20 protein-coding genes and 1 pseudogene are annotated in these 13,986 nt (G+C 67.9%); all 21 read left to right on the top strand.

From position 1 onward, the window contains the following. A partial coding sequence (locus K228_RS28975; protein ID WP_025620401.1) for a hypothetical protein occupies window positions 1-305 on the top strand: 305 nt, incomplete at its 5' end. A gap of 43 nt (window positions 306-348) precedes the next feature. Then, window positions 349-753 carry a hypothetical protein gene (locus K228_RS0122270; RefSeq protein WP_025620402.1) on the top strand — a complete coding sequence of 135 codons (405 nt, stop codon included), beginning with the start codon at window positions 349-351 and terminating at the stop codon, window positions 751-753. Window positions 754-797: 44 nt separating this feature from the next. Then, complete coding sequence (locus K228_RS30255) at window positions 798-1,106, top strand: HNH endonuclease (protein ID WP_080671666.1); 309 nt, start codon at window positions 798-800, stop codon at window positions 1,104-1,106. Window positions 1,107-1,251: 145 nt separating this feature from the next. After that, entirely contained in the window at window positions 1,252-1,542 is a 291-nt protein-coding gene (locus K228_RS0122275) for a hypothetical protein (RefSeq protein ID WP_080671670.1), read from the top strand. Next, window positions 1,520-3,007: a hypothetical protein gene (locus tag K228_RS0122280; protein ID WP_025620404.1), complete on the top strand. Its 1,488-nt coding sequence runs from the start codon at window positions 1,520-1,522 to the stop codon at window positions 3,005-3,007. Before K228_RS0122275 ends, K228_RS0122280 begins: the two co-directional genes overlap by 23 nt. An 11-nt stretch (window positions 3,008-3,018) precedes the next feature. Next, on the top strand, window positions 3,019-3,231 hold the full coding sequence (locus K228_RS26000) for a hypothetical protein (protein ID WP_155251612.1): 213 nt from the start codon (window positions 3,019-3,021) through the stop codon (window positions 3,229-3,231). Continuing rightward, window positions 3,231-4,445: a phage portal protein gene (locus K228_RS0122290; protein WP_025620406.1), complete on the top strand. Its 1,215-nt coding sequence runs from the start codon at window positions 3,231-3,233 to the stop codon at window positions 4,443-4,445. The genes K228_RS26000 and K228_RS0122290 overlap by 1 nt, the downstream gene beginning before the upstream one ends. Then, window positions 4,435-5,100, top strand: coding sequence for an HK97 family phage prohead protease (locus K228_RS26505; protein ID WP_025620407.1), 666 nt, complete (start codon window positions 4,435-4,437; stop codon window positions 5,098-5,100). Before K228_RS0122290 ends, K228_RS26505 begins: the two co-directional genes overlap by 11 nt. A 117-nt stretch (window positions 5,101-5,217) precedes the next feature. After that, the gene (locus K228_RS0122300; protein ID WP_025620408.1) at window positions 5,218-6,714 is read left to right on the top strand and encodes a phage major capsid protein; all 1,497 of its coding nucleotides are present in this window, start codon (window positions 5,218-5,220) and stop codon (window positions 6,712-6,714) included. A gap of 10 nt (window positions 6,715-6,724) precedes the next feature. Continuing rightward, window positions 6,725-7,030, top strand: a complete 306-nt coding sequence (locus K228_RS0122305; RefSeq protein ID WP_080671667.1) for a hypothetical protein — start codon at window positions 6,725-6,727, stop codon at window positions 7,028-7,030. Next, a complete protein-coding gene (locus K228_RS0122310; protein WP_025620410.1) occupies window positions 7,027-7,599 on the top strand; it encodes a head-tail connector protein in 573 nt (190 codons plus the stop codon). Before K228_RS0122305 ends, K228_RS0122310 begins: the two co-directional genes overlap by 4 nt. 10 nt (window positions 7,600-7,609) lie before the next feature. Then, a complete protein-coding gene (locus K228_RS0122315; RefSeq protein ID WP_025620411.1) occupies window positions 7,610-8,026 on the top strand; it encodes a hypothetical protein in 417 nt (138 codons plus the stop codon). A 12-nt stretch (window positions 8,027-8,038) separates the two neighbouring features. Continuing rightward, on the top strand, window positions 8,039-8,443 hold the full coding sequence (locus K228_RS0122320; RefSeq protein WP_025620412.1) for a hypothetical protein: 405 nt from the start codon (window positions 8,039-8,041) through the stop codon (window positions 8,441-8,443). Window positions 8,444-8,452: 9 nt separating this feature from the next. Then, window positions 8,453-8,803, top strand: a complete 351-nt coding sequence (locus tag K228_RS0122325) for a hypothetical protein (protein ID WP_155251613.1) — start codon at window positions 8,453-8,455, stop codon at window positions 8,801-8,803. A 153-nt stretch (window positions 8,804-8,956) separates the two neighbouring features. Continuing rightward, window positions 8,957-9,370: an HK97 gp10 family phage protein gene (locus K228_RS0122335; RefSeq protein WP_025620414.1), complete on the top strand. Its 414-nt coding sequence runs from the start codon at window positions 8,957-8,959 to the stop codon at window positions 9,368-9,370. Continuing rightward, the gene (locus K228_RS0122340) at window positions 9,370-10,473 is read left to right on the top strand and encodes a hypothetical protein (RefSeq protein ID WP_025620415.1); all 1,104 of its coding nucleotides are present in this window, start codon (window positions 9,370-9,372) and stop codon (window positions 10,471-10,473) included. The genes K228_RS0122335 and K228_RS0122340 overlap by 1 nt, the downstream gene beginning before the upstream one ends. Window positions 10,474-10,574: 101 nt before the next feature. Further along, window positions 10,575-11,375, top strand: a complete 801-nt coding sequence (locus tag K228_RS0122345; RefSeq protein ID WP_025620416.1) for a phage tail family protein — start codon at window positions 10,575-10,577, stop codon at window positions 11,373-11,375. Continuing rightward, complete coding sequence (locus tag K228_RS0122350; protein WP_025620417.1) at window positions 11,375-12,544, top strand: siphovirus ReqiPepy6 Gp37-like family protein; 1,170 nt, start codon at window positions 11,375-11,377, stop codon at window positions 12,542-12,544. The genes K228_RS0122345 and K228_RS0122350 overlap by 1 nt, the downstream gene beginning before the upstream one ends. Continuing rightward, on the top strand, window positions 12,544-13,440 hold the full coding sequence (locus K228_RS26510) for a hypothetical protein (RefSeq protein ID WP_025620418.1): 897 nt from the start codon (window positions 12,544-12,546) through the stop codon (window positions 13,438-13,440). The genes K228_RS0122350 and K228_RS26510 overlap by 1 nt, the downstream gene beginning before the upstream one ends. 33 nt (window positions 13,441-13,473) lie before the next feature. Beyond that, window positions 13,474-13,623, top strand: a complete 150-nt coding sequence (locus K228_RS28980; RefSeq protein ID WP_188116240.1) for a hypothetical protein — start codon at window positions 13,474-13,476, stop codon at window positions 13,621-13,623. After that, window positions 13,592-13,986, top strand: a pseudogene (locus K228_RS0122365) (peptidoglycan-binding protein); the annotation flags it as partial. The gene K228_RS28980 and the pseudogene K228_RS0122365, both read left to right, overlap by 32 nt.

The following is a 13,986-nucleotide window of genomic DNA, read 5'->3' on the forward strand; positions in this document are numbered from 1 at the left end:
CCGGCCGCTGCCCCGGCGACACCCCACTCACCCGTGACCGCTACGGCACCGCCGCGCAGATCGCCCACGCCCTCGGCCCCGACATCACCGCCGCCCGCGTGCGTGACTGGGCCCGCCGCTCCCGCGACCCCAACGACCCGCTACACGGGCGGGTCACCACCTGGCACGTGCCCGGACGAGCACGCGGCACCACCTGGTACGACCACCAGGAACTGTCGACTATCGAGCGGGACACCCGCCTCACCGTCGAGGGTCGCGGCGGGCCAACACGCGGCCAGCAAGGCGAGTTGACGCAAGCCGCCTGACCACGCCATCATGGTCATCACACATTCACCGCATAGGCGGAGTGTGCCCAAAGCCCGGCGTGTCACCACCGGCGGTATCGACCAGGACGGGCGGATCCAAACCAGCCTGTACGCGTGGCAGGCCATCACCGCCGTCGACCCCGACACGACCGGCCGGTACGCCGAGGACACCAGTACCGGCGTCGCGCCCCTGGCCGTGCGCCAGGAAAGCGACGACCGGACCTGGCTACGGGGCAGGAGCGCCGTCACCACCGGCACCAGCTCGGGACATGTCGTGGCGGCCCTGCCCACCGGCCACGCACCCACCCACAGTCAGCTGCTGTCGGTGCCCACCACCGGCGGTATCGCCGCCCCCTGCGAGATCATGACTACCGGTGACATCGTGGTACGCCGCACCCAGTCCGGCGCGTTCTCCCTCAGCTTTGACGGTCTCAGCTACGTGCGATGACCTTCTGCTTCTGCGGCGCGTGCCCGGTACCACGGAGGTAGCTCATGGTGGACCCACGTCAATCACGCCGGCCATGGCAGCGTGCGCGCATAGCAACCTTCCGGGCATGGGGCACCGACTGTCACTGGTGCGGACACCCAGAGGCCCACGAGGTAGACCACATAACCAGGCTAAGCGACGGAGGGTCACCGTATGATGTGGCCAATCTTCGCCCATCGCACGGCAGTAACAGCCCGTGTCCAGTCTGCGTGAGTCCCACTACAGGGCGTGCGCGATGCTGCAACCAGGAGCGCAACCGAAGAAGGCCAGTGGTTGAGAGACAACCACTTAGCATTGACCCGAGCTGCATTTGAGCAGGTCATAGGTTTGCAAGCCAAGATTTTTTGAGCAGGGGCAAGCGGAACACCCGCCGCCCTGTTCCTCATTTGTGTGCGGGCGTAAATAAGCCCAAGCCGCCTGTAACTCACAGTGACTGGCGACTCAGGGTGAGGGGTGACGATGAGTGTTCGTGATGCCCTTGAGGCGGACCTAGGCGAGATGCCGCCGGCGGTGCGGGACAGCGCCATGGCCGCGGTCGCCCGCCGGCTGGCCGGCGTCCTGGACGAGGGATGCGGCGCCCGGGACGCGGCCTCGGTGTCGAAGGAGATCCGGGCCGCCCTGGCTGATCTGCGCACGATGGCCGACGCGGTGCCGGAGGAGGCTGACCCGATCGATGTACTCAGCCGGCGCCGTGTTGATCGGATCGCAGACCCCCCGGTTTCGGACCGTGCCGCAGGGGGAGGCCGGTAGCTGGGGGCCGGAGGCCGTCGACCTGGCGGCCACCGTCGGTGTCCGGCTCGATGAGGGCCAGGCCGCGGTCATCCACGACGGGCTCGCTCAGGGTGCCGACGGTAGGTGGCTCGCCAGCGAGATTGTCGATATCGAGCCGCGACAGAACGGCAAAGGCGTTGATCTTGAGGTGCGGGCCCTGGCTGGGATGCTGCTGGTCAAGGAGCCGCTGATTGTCTGGACGGCGCACGAGTTCAAGACCGCGCATCAGGGTTTCATGCGGATGCGTGGTTATTTCGACAACTTCGATCACCTGCGTAAGCGGGTGCGCACGATCCGGTCGTCGACCCATTCGACGGAGATCATTCTCAAGACTGGGCAGACCCTGGCGTTCCTGGCCCGGTCCGGCGGTTCGGGTCGGGGGTTTGCTGGCGTGAGTCCGCTGTTCCTCGACGAGGCGTTCGCGTTGACGGCCGAGCAGGTGGCGGCGATCATGTACGCCACGAGCGCCGCCGCGGACCCACAGGTGTGGTACATGAGTAGCGCGCCGCTCGCTGGCTCCGAGGTGCTGCGCGAGACGTGTAAGCGCGGCCGGCGCGGCGCCCGCGGCCTGGTCTACTACGAGTGGTCGGCGTCCGGCCGCTACGACGACCTGTCCAAGCTGGTCGAGGCCAACAAAACGATGTCGGACGAGGCCGAGGACACCGGCGAGGGCCGGGCCCTGCGCCGCAGCCTGTTCGAGTCCGTCGCCGAGGCCAACCGCGCGTTCAAGACCAGGATCTTCGAGGCGTCGATTCTGCGCGAGGTCCGTGCTACCGGTGTCGAGCAGTTTCTGCGCGAACGCCTGGGCGTGTATTCAGAGCTGGAGACCGGCGCGGCGATCGAGCAGGCGACCTGGCAGCAGCTGGCCGACCCGGAGTCGCGGCGTGACGGTGACGTGGCCATCGCGGTCGACATCGCCCCGGAGCGGGACTGGGCGGCGATCGGGCTGTACGGGCATCGCGTTGACGGCCTCGGGCATCTGCAGCTGGTCTACTACGGTCCGGTTGCCGGGCTCGTCGACAAGATCGCCGAGTTCCGGTCGGTGCTTGACCCGGTCGCGGTCGGAATGGCCCGAGGGACCCATGCCTCTGTGAGGGAGGACCTGCGGGCCCGGGGTATCGAACGGCCTGAGGACCGTGACGAGGACAAGGAGCCTCGCCGCGGCGATCTGGTGGTGCTTGGTGGCGCCGACATGGCCGCCGCGTGTGGGCAGATGCTCGACGCGACCCGGCAGGCCGACCTGCGGCATGTGCCGGCCGCCCAGCTCGACGCTGCGGTGGCGACGGCGAAGACCCGGCGCACCGGCGATGCGGTTGCGTGGGCGCGGCAGGACCGGGCGGTCGACATCACCGGCCTGGTCGCGGTCACCGAGGCCCGATGGGCGTACTACGCCCGCGCCGATGTGGTCACCAGCGAGAAGCAGGACCCGGTGGGGGTCTGGTGAAGGGGGAACCGGTGACGGTGCTGACGGCTGCGCTGCGTCCTCGTTGGGACGCCGCCGTGGGATGGGTCGCCGCCGCAGCTGGCACGGCCGTCCGGCTGGTCGGCCGGAGTCTGCCCGGCGTGGCCGGGCCGCTGCTGGTGGCCGGTGGGCTGTGGATGGTCTATCGGCCGCTTGGTGTGATCTTCGCTGGGGCTGTGGTGTGGGCCCTGGATCGGCGGGTCTGATGGGGATCTGGTTCCGTCAGACCGAGCGCCGCCTCAACGGCTTCTCGATCACGTCCTGGGCGTCCACCGCGCCTGTGTCGCCGGCCGCCGGCGCCCGTAACTCGCTGGCCGCGCTGACCGCCTCATCTGAGGTGAGCTTGCAGACAGTGGCCATGTGGTCGGCCGTCGACCTGATCTGTTCACTCGTGTCCGAGCTGCCGATCGACGTGCTCCGCGGGTCCGGGGCCAGCAGGAAGGTCCTTGCGGTGCCGTCGTACCTGCAGGACCCGGGTGGCGAGGGGTACGGCGTTGAGGACTGGATCTCGCAGCTGCTCATGTCGTGGGTGCTGCGCGGCAACATCAACGGGCGGGTACTCGGCTGGTCGCGGGACTCCGACAGCGCCTGGCCGACGCAGATCCAACTGCTGCACCCGGACTCGGTGGCCGGCTGGTACGACGAGGGCGGCCGTCCGGTGTGGCGTGTAGCCGGCGGCGACATCCCGCCCGGGCAGATGTGGCATCGCCGGGTGCACACCGTGCCGGGCCGGCTGATGGGCCTGTCGCCGGTGCAGCAGCAGGCCGCCACGCTCGGTCTGACGCTCAGCGCTACCCGCTTCGGCCTCGACTGGTTTGCCGAGGGCGCCCACCCGTCGGCGGTGATGCAGTCGAAGTCCCGCAACCTTGGCCCCGATGGCGCGACGACCGCGAAACAGCGGTTCATGGCGGCGATCCGCGGCCGTGAACCCGTGGTCATCGATGGGGACTGGCAATACACGCCGATCCAGATCAACCCCGAGGAGTCCCAGTTCCTGGAGACCAACAAGTTCTCACAGGCCCAGGTCGCGCGGATCTTCGGCCCGGGAATGGCCGAAATCCTCGGCTACGAATCCGGCGGATCATTGACCTACTCCACCGTTGAGGGCCGCTCGCAGCACCTGTTGGTGTACGCGCTGAACAAGTGGATGCGCCGGGTTGAACGTGTGCTCAGCTCGATGCTGCCGCGTGGTCAATCTGCTCGTCTCAACCGCTCCGCCCTGCTGGAGCCGACCGTGCTTGACCGGTGGCGCGTCTACCAGATTCAGCTCGCCACCGGAGCGCGGGCGATCAACGAGGTTCGCGACGACGAGGACTGGACGCCCGTGCCATGGGGCGACCAACCGGCCGTCTCGATACCCGCTCAACAGCCAGCCGATCCCGACCCGAACGAACCGATGGGAGACCCCAGTGCGAAGTAAGGCTGAACGGGCTACCCACGGCGGCACCGAGCACCGCGCGTACCCGGTACGACTGGAGGTCCGGGCGGCTGGATCCGAGCAGGCCAGAATCGAGGGCTACGCGTCGGTCACCGAGGCTCCGTACGAGATGTACGACTTCCTCGGTAGCTACACCGAGGTAGTCCGCAGCGGCGCGTTCGCTAAGACCCTGACGGAGAATCCTCAGGTTCAGCTGCTACTCAACCACGGCGGCCTGTCCATGGCCTACACCCGAGCCGGGACGCTGCGCCTGTCGGAGGACTCTACCGGCCTGCACATCGCCGCTGACCTCAACACCACCCGGTCCGACGTGCGCGACATGGTCTCGGCGCTCGCCGACGGCAACGTCGACGAGATGTCGTTCGCGTTCCGCGTGCCGGCCGGGAAAAGCCAGTGGTCCCCGGACTACGACCAGCGCGACATCGTCGAGGTGGACATCCACCGCGGCGATGTGTCCGTGGTCAACTTCGGCGCGAACCCAGCCACGACCGCGGCGGTGCGCGCCCAGGACCTCGACCAGATGGACGAGGCCGCCGCCCGCGAGCTGTATGAGCGGCTTGGCCGCCGGCTTGCACCCCAGTCTCAGCCCAGCCGTGCGCTGGAGCTGTACGTGGCCGAGATCGCACTTCTCGGCTGACCTGCCCGCACGACAAGCCGGACCCCGAGCCGGAGCCACATTAGGCCACCACTCGGCGGCACCACTCGCGCGACGCGGGCGCGACCCATTCAACAAACCGAACCGAAAGGGGCCTCCATGTTGGAGTACCTTCGCGCGCAGCTGGACAAGCTGCGTGAGCGGCGGGCCGCGCTGCGTGCCGAGCTCGACGGCGTCATCAGCGGCGCCCGATCGGCAAGCCGCGACCTGACCGACGACGAGCGGGCTCGCCTCGCCGCAGGAACCGAGGAACTGCGCAAGCTCAACGGTGACGAGGACAGCCTGAATAGCCAGATCCGCGAGGCGGAGGAAACCGAACACCGCGAGCAGGTCGCGGCGGGCGCCCGCGCCGAGTCCGGCCAGGTGGGCGAACGCCGCACCGGCGGCGCCGTGGTCACCAGCGAGCCACAGGTGTACGGCAACGGCTCCGGAAACTCCTACTTCCACGACCTGGCCAAGGCACAACTGCGCGCCGACTCCGACGCTGCGGCACGCCTGCAGCGGCACGCCGCCGAACTACGGGTCGAACTGCCCGCCCGGGAGCGGCGCCGCGAGGAGCGCGCCCAGCGGGAGATGGACGGGATGGGCACGGCCGAGCGCTGGCACGAGGAGCAGCGCAGCCGTGTGTTCGAAAAGCGGGTCAACCCGAACCGGACAGACGGCCAGGGCGGCTACTTCGTGCCGCCGCTGTGGCTGATCGACCAGTACATCGACCTTCCGCGGTTCGGCCGGCCGATCGCCAACGCCGTACGCAACATGGCACTTCCGGGCGGCACCGACTCCGTTAACCTGCCGAAGGTCGCCACCGGCACGTCAACCGCCGCGCAGACCGCCGATGGTGCCCCGGTGACCAGCACCGACATGACCGATACCAGCGTATCCGCATCGGTGTACACGGTCGCCGGCCAGCAGGACGCGTCCATGCAGCTACTCGATCAGTCCCCGGCGCCGGGCTTCGACGAGATCATCTTTGCCGACCTGCTCGCCGACCTCGCGGTTCGACAGGACGTGTACGTGATCAACGGCTCCGGGTCGTCCGGGCAGCCGACCGGCATCCTGAACGTCAGCTCGCCGAACGCGATCACCTACACGGACGCGTCGCCGACGCTGCCGCAGATGTACGTGCCGTGGGTCCAGTCGGTCTCCCAGATCTTCACCAACCGGAAGCGGCCCGCCACCGCCACGTTTGCATTGCCGAAGATCTGGTACTGGGCGACTGCCGGTCTCGATACCACGGGCCGGCCGCTGATCCAGCCGTCGCAGGAAGCGCCGTTCAACCCCATGGCCTTGCAGACCGGCGAAATCGCTGAGGGCCCGGTCGGCAAGCTGACCGTCGGCACACCGGTGATCCTTGACGGCAACATCCCGGAGAACCTCGGCGCCGGCACCGACGAAACGCGGATCATCACGCTACGCACCTCCGACCTGTACCTATGGGAGGGCGCGATCCAGACCCGTGTCCTAACCGAGGTGCTGTCGGGGACGCTGCAGGTCCGCTTCCAGGTGTACCGGTACGCGGCATTCATGGGCAACCGGCTCCCGAAGGCGATTTCGATCGTCTCGGGCACCGGCATGATCCCGACCGCCGGCTACTGATCGGCGGATCATGTCTCACGATCTCATCGCAGAAATGCAGGCGTACCGGGACGAGCGGTCCCGGTACGCCCGGGAGGGCCGCGCCGAGCGGGCCGCGGCCGTCGGCGCAGAACTTGCGCGCGTGGTCGCAGCGATCGGCGTCGAGGCCGACAAGCTCGACGCTAAGGCCGCCGGCCACGCCGACGACGGCCAGGACGTGCTCGCCGCCCAGGCCCGAATCGCCGCGAAAAGGCTACGCGCCACGGTCGCCGAGGTGGGCGAACTGGAGAACACCGCCGGCGGCGAATCGAGCAGGAAGCGCTCCACCCGACGATGAACTACGTCGACCTCGCCACGCTGAAGGCCCACCTCGGTGTCACCACCACCTCAGCCGATGGCCTACTCAACCAGGCAATCCACACCGCCTCGCGGTGGATCGACCGGCACTGCGGCCGACGCTTCCATACCGACGCCGGCACGACGCGGATTGCTGTCGTGCCGCTACAGCACCGCGTCATCGGCGATGCCCACCCCGGGCAGTCGCAACTGCTCGTCGACGACATCGCCACCACCACCGGGCTGACAGTCGAGCTCGGCAGAGCCCCCTCAACGTGGTCCAGCTACACCAGCTGGTACGCCGATGAACCCAAACCGGGCTGGCCCATAACCGTCCTACGGGGCACCTGGTCAGGCACCCACACCCGGATCACCGCCGTGTGGGGATGGCCAGCGGTACCCGACGAAGTCACCCAAGCCGCGCTCCTGCAAGCCGCGCGGCTGCACCAACGCAGATCCAGCCCCGAGGGCATCGCCGGATCCGCCGACTGGGGCGCACTGCGGGTGACCCGCATCGACCCCGACGTCCACGCCCTGCTCTCCCCGTTCGTCCTGCCCGCATTCGCATAGGAGCCCACCGGTGAACCTCACCGACGTGATGCGCGACATCGCCGCCCGACTCGCCACCATCGACGGCGCATGGTCGGTCTACCCGCACCCGCCGGGCACCGTATCGGCGCCGGCCGCGGTGGTCTCCTACCCCGACACCTACACCTACGACGCCACCTACGGCCGCGGCAGCGACGAGCTGACCCTCACCGTCGCCCTGGTCGCCGGCCGCGTCCACGACGAATCCACCCGCGACCAGCTATCCACCTGGCTCGCCGGCACCGGCGACACCTCAGTCAAAGCCGGCCTCGAAGCAGACGAAGGCAGCTACACCGCGTTCGACTCCATCCACGTCACAGCCGTGGAGTTCGACACCACCACCATCGGCAGTAACACACACATGGTCGCGCTGGTCGAACTGCGGATTGCAGGCCCAGGCGGACAGTGAAAGGAACGGGATATGGCGCGCGTACACAGCAAACACACCTACGTATCGCTAGCGGGTAATGACCTGTCGACGTACGTAAACGATTCGGACTGGACGCGGACAACCGATGTCCGCAAGTTGACCACCTACGGCAGCGACAACGAGGTGTATGCCGGCGGATTGGGTGACGGGTCCAGTGACCTGTCCGGTCGGTACGACAACACCGCCTCGACGGGCCCCCGGGCGGTGATTGAACCGCTGATCGGCACCACCGCTGAACTGGTGTTCCGGCCCGAAGGCTCTGGTCCGGGCCTGCCGGAGCGAACCGTCCAGGTCATCGTCGGCGAATACAAAGAGACGCATCCGGTCGCTGAATACGTGATGTGGACCGTCAAGCTTCAACATTCGGGCGACGTCACCCACTCGACCCAGGCGTAAGGGGGAATCGTGGATAAAGAACGGCTGTTGACGCGGCGCCTTGACGAGGCGGACGTATCGATTCCCGGCGTGGGGACTGTGCGGGTACGGACGTTGAGCCGCGCGGAGGTACTGGTGCTGCGTCAGGCCACCGACACCGAACATATGGACGGTCCCCGCGCGTTAACCCTGGAAAGGAAGCTTCTCGCGGCGGCGATGGTGGACCCGCCGTTGACCGAGGCTGAGGTGGGCCGCTGGCAAAAGGCAGCTCCAGCCGGGGAGATGGGACCGGTCATGGAGAAGGTGTCGGAGATGGCCGGGCTGAGTGAGGCATCGCCAAAGGAGGCGATGCAGACCTTTCGAGGCGAGTCGGGAAACTGAGTTTGAGTTCTTCCTCGCACAAAAGTTGGGCCGTACGGTTGCGGAGTTGCGCGCGGGAATGAGCAACTACGAGTTTGTGCAGTGGGGCGTCTACTACGCCCGTAAAGCGCAGCGGGAAGAGCTGGAACGGCTGAAAGCGGAAGGGAGCAGGTAATGATCGACCCGATCAAAATCGACGGACTCGCAGCGTTCACGCGCAACCTGCGCCGCCTGGACGCCGATCTACCGAAAACGCTGCGGGTGGCCATGAACGACGCTGCCACCGTGGTCGTGGACTGGGCGCGTCCTCGGGTGCCGCGCCGGTCCGGGCGGGCAGCTCGGTCACTGCGTACCGCCTCAACCGGCAAGGCGGTACGGGTACGCGCCGGCGGCAAGCGGGTGCCGTATTGGCCGTGGCTTGACTTTGGTGGAGAAGGCCGAATCAAAGGGCGTCCAGTTAAGCGGCCCTTCAAAAAGGAGGGTCGCTACATATGGGCCGGGTACAGCAGCAATCGTGACGAGGTTCGCCGCGTTACTGAGCGGGCGCTACTGGACACAGCGCGGCGGGCTGGGGTGGAGGTCGACTAATGGCCGGCAACAATGTCACCTTGACTTTCGCCGGGGACTCGACCCAGCTCGAAAGCGCGTTCGATCGCGTCGGGTCCGCCGCTCGGAGTATGGATCGCGATGTTCGGGAGTCGGCGGACGGTTTCGATCGTGTGGGGGAAGCAGCGGATAGTGTAGACACCCGCGCGATGGGCTTTCGCGATACGTTGACGGGTGTTCAGGACGGTATGGAGGGCGTGAAAGTCGCCCAGGACGGCATCGGTTTTGAGGCGCTGCTTTTGATGGGTTTCGCCATCGGCGACTTGGCGTCTGGTCTATACAACTTCTTGCTGCCTTCGTTAAAGGCGGGCGTGACCTGGCTGAAGGCAACGAAGGTTGGAACCCTAGCCGCCGCTGCCGCACAAAAAGTTGCGGCGTTCGGATCGAAAGTCTGGGCAGGCGCTCAGTGGCTACTCAACGCGGCGTTAACGGCCAACCCTATTGGGCTGGTGGTTGTCGCGATCGGTGCCCTGGTCGCTGCCGTGGTGTTGATCGCCACCAAGACAACCTGGTTCCAGGACCTGTGGCGGGCGGTGTGGGGCAAAATCGGTGACCCGGTGAAGGCGGGATGGGCGGCCGTGAAGCGGTTCTCCAGCAGCGCAGTTGGCTGGGTTACTGGCCTGCCTGGGAAGATCCGTGACGCGTTCTCGACGGCGGGATCATGGCTGGTCGACGCCGGCCGCAAAATCATTGACGGGTTGCTGTCCGGCATCCGGTCCGGATTCGACAAGGTCCGCCGCACGCTCGGCGACCTCACCGGGATGCTGCCCGATTGGAAAGGTCCGGCTACGCGGGACCGCACTCTGCTGGCCCCGGCCGGCCGTCTGATCATGCAGGGGCTCATGTCCGGGATGCAGACGGAGTGGCCGCAGGTCCGCGGCCTGCTCGGCGGGATGACCACCGAGCTCGCCGTCGCCGCGCTACCCGGCCCCGCACCGGCGCCCCGTCTACCGGCGGTTACCTCCTCGCGGACCGTCCATTACGAGACCAACGTCTATCCGCAGCGTGCCGAGTTCAACGCCGACGACTTGACTCACGAGCTGCACAAGGTCGCGCTCCGCGAGCGGTATGACAGGAGCTGGTGATGATCTCCTCCGTTGGGTGCTCCACGGTCACATGGCATGCCCCGGACGGTACGCAGGTGCCCCTCACCCGCTGCGGCTTGGGATGGCATCTTCTCCAGGGCGTGAGCGGGTTCGGCGCACCCGCAACAGAGATCACCGCGGAGCCCCTCGCCGCTGGCGGCGAGCAGCTTCTGCACCAGTACACGGCCGCACGCCGGATCACGCTGCCGATCCACATTGCCGGCGCCGACCACGCCGCATACGTGGCCGCACTCGACCTGCTCGCCGAGGCGTTCGGGCAGACCGACACGCTCGGCCCTGGCCGCCTGGTCGTGGCCCGCCCCGACGGGCGGCGGCGAGAGATCGCCGCCCACCTTGAGGGCGACGTTGATGACACCACGTACGGCACGGGGTACGTGTCAGCCACCACGATCATCACGTTGTGGTGCCCGGATCCGTGGTGGTCGGCCGTGGACGCCATCGAGATTCGCCGGGAAACCGCGACCGGTCACCGGTTCCTCGGTGTGGTCGGGGGCCGTCGATACCCGGCGCTGTCGTCTGGGCGCACCCTTGGCGATACGACAGCAACCAATCCGGGGACTGTGCCCGCATACCCGGTGTGGACCGTGCACGGCCCAGCGGACACGCTCACCGCCACATCCGCCCGGCTCGGCGGTGCCCGCTTCGTGCTCGCATTCCCGGTGCCGCTCGCCCCGGGGGAGTTCGCCACCATCACCACGGACCCGCTCAACCTCGCCGTCACGGGCCCGGCCGGTGAGGACTGGACATCCCATCTGGACTGGCCGGGTGCCGAGTTGTGGCCCCTCATGCCAGGCACCAACGCGCTCTCGTTCGTCGTCGTCGGTGGCGGCAGCGGGACGGCGGTCGTCCTGCGGTTCAAACCCCGCTACCGGAGCGCCTGATGGCCGTGCGGATCCTGGTCACTGATCGGCACCTGGCCCCGGTCGGCGGTCCCATACCCGGATGGAGCCGCCTCGACGTGACTGTGCGGCACATGACCGCCGGTGCCGGAACGTTCCGCGTACCGGCCCGGCCGGCGGTGCTCGCGCAGCTCGCCGCCGGGCACCGGATCGTGATCGTCCGACAGTCTCCCGGCCAGCCGGCGCGGATCTTCGCCGCCGGCCCGTTGGAGGGCGAGCCGGGCGAATGGGAGTGGTCGGCCAGCCCCGACGGCGCCGGCCCCGGACCCGGCACGCTCACCGTCACGTTCACCACCGATGAGGCGGCCGTGTTGGAGCGGATTACCTACCCGGATCCGGCGCAGCCCGCGGATGGGCAGACCGCCGACCGGTGGACCATGACCGGCACCGGTGAACAGGTCATGCGCGCCCTGGTCGATACCAACGCCGGCCCGGCCGCGCTCGCCGAACGGCGAGTGTCCGGGCTCATCCTCGGGCAGCTCGCCGGAGTCGGTGACACCATCACGTATTCGACCCGGTTCGAGGCCATTGGCGACGCGCTGCGCACGGTGTCACTGGCCGCCGGTGGGCTCGGCTGGCGCATCACACAGGCCGCTGACGTGCTGCGGTTTGAGGTGTTCGCACCAGCCGACCGCACTAATGAGGTCCGGTTCTCCCGCGGACTGGGCAACCTTCGCAGCTTCCGGTACTCGCCCACATCGCCGAGCTGCACCGCGGCGATTGTCGGCGGGCCCGGTGAGGGTGCCGCCCGATTGATCCGGGAGCGTCTCGACACCGCCGCTGCCGCCCGATGGCGGCGAGCCGAGCGGTTCGTTGATCGGCGCCAGGCCGACCAGGTCGCCGAGCTCGACCAGGCCGGCGACGACGCACTGTCCGATGGCGCCGAGACGGTCGGGCTGCAAACCGAAACGGTCGACACCCCCCGGCAGGCATTCGGTACACATTTCGGGCTCGGTGATCGGGTCGGCGTCGAGCTGGCGCCGGGGGTGGTGGTGCCCGACGTGGTTACCGCCGCCCGACTCACCGCCGATGCCCGCGCCGGTGAGCGGGTCACCTGCTCCGTGGGCAACCGTCCCGCCGGATCCGACCTGGACTGGCTGATTGAGATGCGTCGGCTCGCCCGCCGCATCTCCCAACTGGAGGCTGTCTGATGGCCGAAGAGTCCCCGCTCAGCGACGGCGAGCTCACCGAGTACGAGTACGAACGGCTGGCGTCTGCCACCGCGGCGGATGGGCTGATCGGCACACCCGCCGACCCGCCGCCGGTGAGCGTGTCGGGTGGGCAGGCCATCGTGCGCGCCGGCCTGTCCGGCGTGTTCCGCGGCTACCCCTGGTCGTCCGGATCGAGCGCGATCGCGCTCAGTCCGTCACTGGATGGGCCGGAGCGGTACGACCTGCTGGTGGTGCGGCTCGACCGCACGGGCGGGCATGTGCTGGCCGTGGCCCTGGTCACCGGTACGCCGGGCAACCCGGCGCCCGACCCGGCCGGCGGCACCGGGCCGGCCGACGTGTGGGAGTTTGCCCTCGCCGAGCTGCGGATCGCGGACGGGGTGCTGACGCTGCACCAGCGCCGGGGGTGGTGGCTGGGCGCGGACGGCGGGATCGTGTGCACCAGCACCGTCCGTCCACCCCACACCCCCGGCCGGCGGATCTGGGAGACAGACACAGAGCAACTCATGGTGAGCGACGGGGTAATGTGGCATTCGATCACGCCGCCCGACGAAGTGTCACAGGTCGCGCTCTATTTCGACTGGGTAGCGTCGCCAAACCGAATTCTACGGCGGAACGGGTCGGTCTACCTACAGTTGAGCCCCCGCTTCGCCGGCCCCGCTGTAAACAGCATCTCAACAATCGGGAATATCCCCGAACGGTTTCGTCCTACTGAAGATCTCGCACTATACGCAGCGATGCAGGGAACCTCCGCAGATATCACGGTATTCGTATATGCAAACACCGGCAATATAACTGTAACGGTCCATTCGCAGACCGGGATATCGAATGGAGAGTATATGAAACTTCAGGCCGCCTCATGGGACGCACGGCGGTAACAAACGATCGCCCCCATACCCCAAGGAGTTCCCATGCCCAACCCACACCCGGCACCGGACGAGAATCCGGAGCAGCACATCGGGCTACAAATGCCCGATCCGTGGGTCGATCCCGCCCAGACCGACTGGCCAATCATGGAGGTGAGCACCGATGGCATGGACAGTGGTACCGAACCTGAATGAGGCCCGCGACCAGCTCAACGAGCGGTTTCCCAAGCGGGACACCAGATCGGACGGCTCGATCGGGGACACCGCCCACCAGAGCTACCCGTCGAGCCACAACCCAGACCGGACCGGCCGGCCGGAGTACCGCGACGGCGACAACCTCGACGAGGTACGGGCCCGGGACTTCGACGCCGACCTACGCGACCCGGACGGGGTCACGATGGAACAGGTCGTGCAACTGTGGGTGACCCTCGCCCGCTCCGGCGCCCTATGGTGGGTGCGGTACATCATCTACCAGCGCCGGATCTGGCACCGCCGCCACGGCTTCGCCACCCACGCCTACACCGGCTCGAACCCGCACACGAGCCACTGCCACGTGAA

It is taken from the genome of Salinispora cortesiana (assembly GCF_000484695.1).
Lineage (GTDB): Bacteria > Actinomycetota > Actinomycetes > Mycobacteriales > Micromonosporaceae > Micromonospora > Micromonospora cortesiana.

Bases quoted from the DNA above. Each gene is read 5' to 3' on its own strand.
- K228_RS30255 (WP_080671666.1), top strand. From the start codon at position 798: ATGGTGGACCCACGTCAATCACGCCGGCCATGGCAGCGTGCGCGCATA.
- K228_RS0122275 (WP_080671670.1), top strand. From the start codon at position 1,252: ATGAGTGTTCGTGATGCCCTTGAGGCGGACCTAGGCGAGATGCCGCCG.
- K228_RS0122290 (WP_025620406.1), top strand. From the start codon at position 3,231: ATGGGGATCTGGTTCCGTCAGACCGAGCGCCGCCTCAACGGCTTCTCG.
- K228_RS0122300 (WP_025620408.1), top strand. From the start codon at position 5,218: ATGTTGGAGTACCTTCGCGCGCAGCTGGACAAGCTGCGTGAGCGGCGG.
- K228_RS0122305 (WP_080671667.1), top strand. From the start codon at position 6,725: ATGTCTCACGATCTCATCGCAGAAATGCAGGCGTACCGGGACGAGCGG.
- K228_RS0122310 (WP_025620410.1), top strand. From the start codon at position 7,027: ATGAACTACGTCGACCTCGCCACGCTGAAGGCCCACCTCGGTGTCACC.
- K228_RS0122320 (WP_025620412.1), top strand. From the start codon at position 8,039: ATGGCGCGCGTACACAGCAAACACACCTACGTATCGCTAGCGGGTAAT.
- K228_RS0122335 (WP_025620414.1), top strand. From the start codon at position 8,957: ATGATCGACCCGATCAAAATCGACGGACTCGCAGCGTTCACGCGCAAC.
- K228_RS0122340 (WP_025620415.1), top strand. From the start codon at position 9,370: ATGGCCGGCAACAATGTCACCTTGACTTTCGCCGGGGACTCGACCCAG.
- K228_RS0122350 (WP_025620417.1), top strand. From the start codon at position 11,375: ATGGCCGTGCGGATCCTGGTCACTGATCGGCACCTGGCCCCGGTCGGC.
- K228_RS26510 (WP_025620418.1), top strand. From the start codon at position 12,544: ATGGCCGAAGAGTCCCCGCTCAGCGACGGCGAGCTCACCGAGTACGAG.
- K228_RS28980 (WP_188116240.1), top strand. From the start codon at position 13,474: ATGCCCAACCCACACCCGGCACCGGACGAGAATCCGGAGCAGCACATC.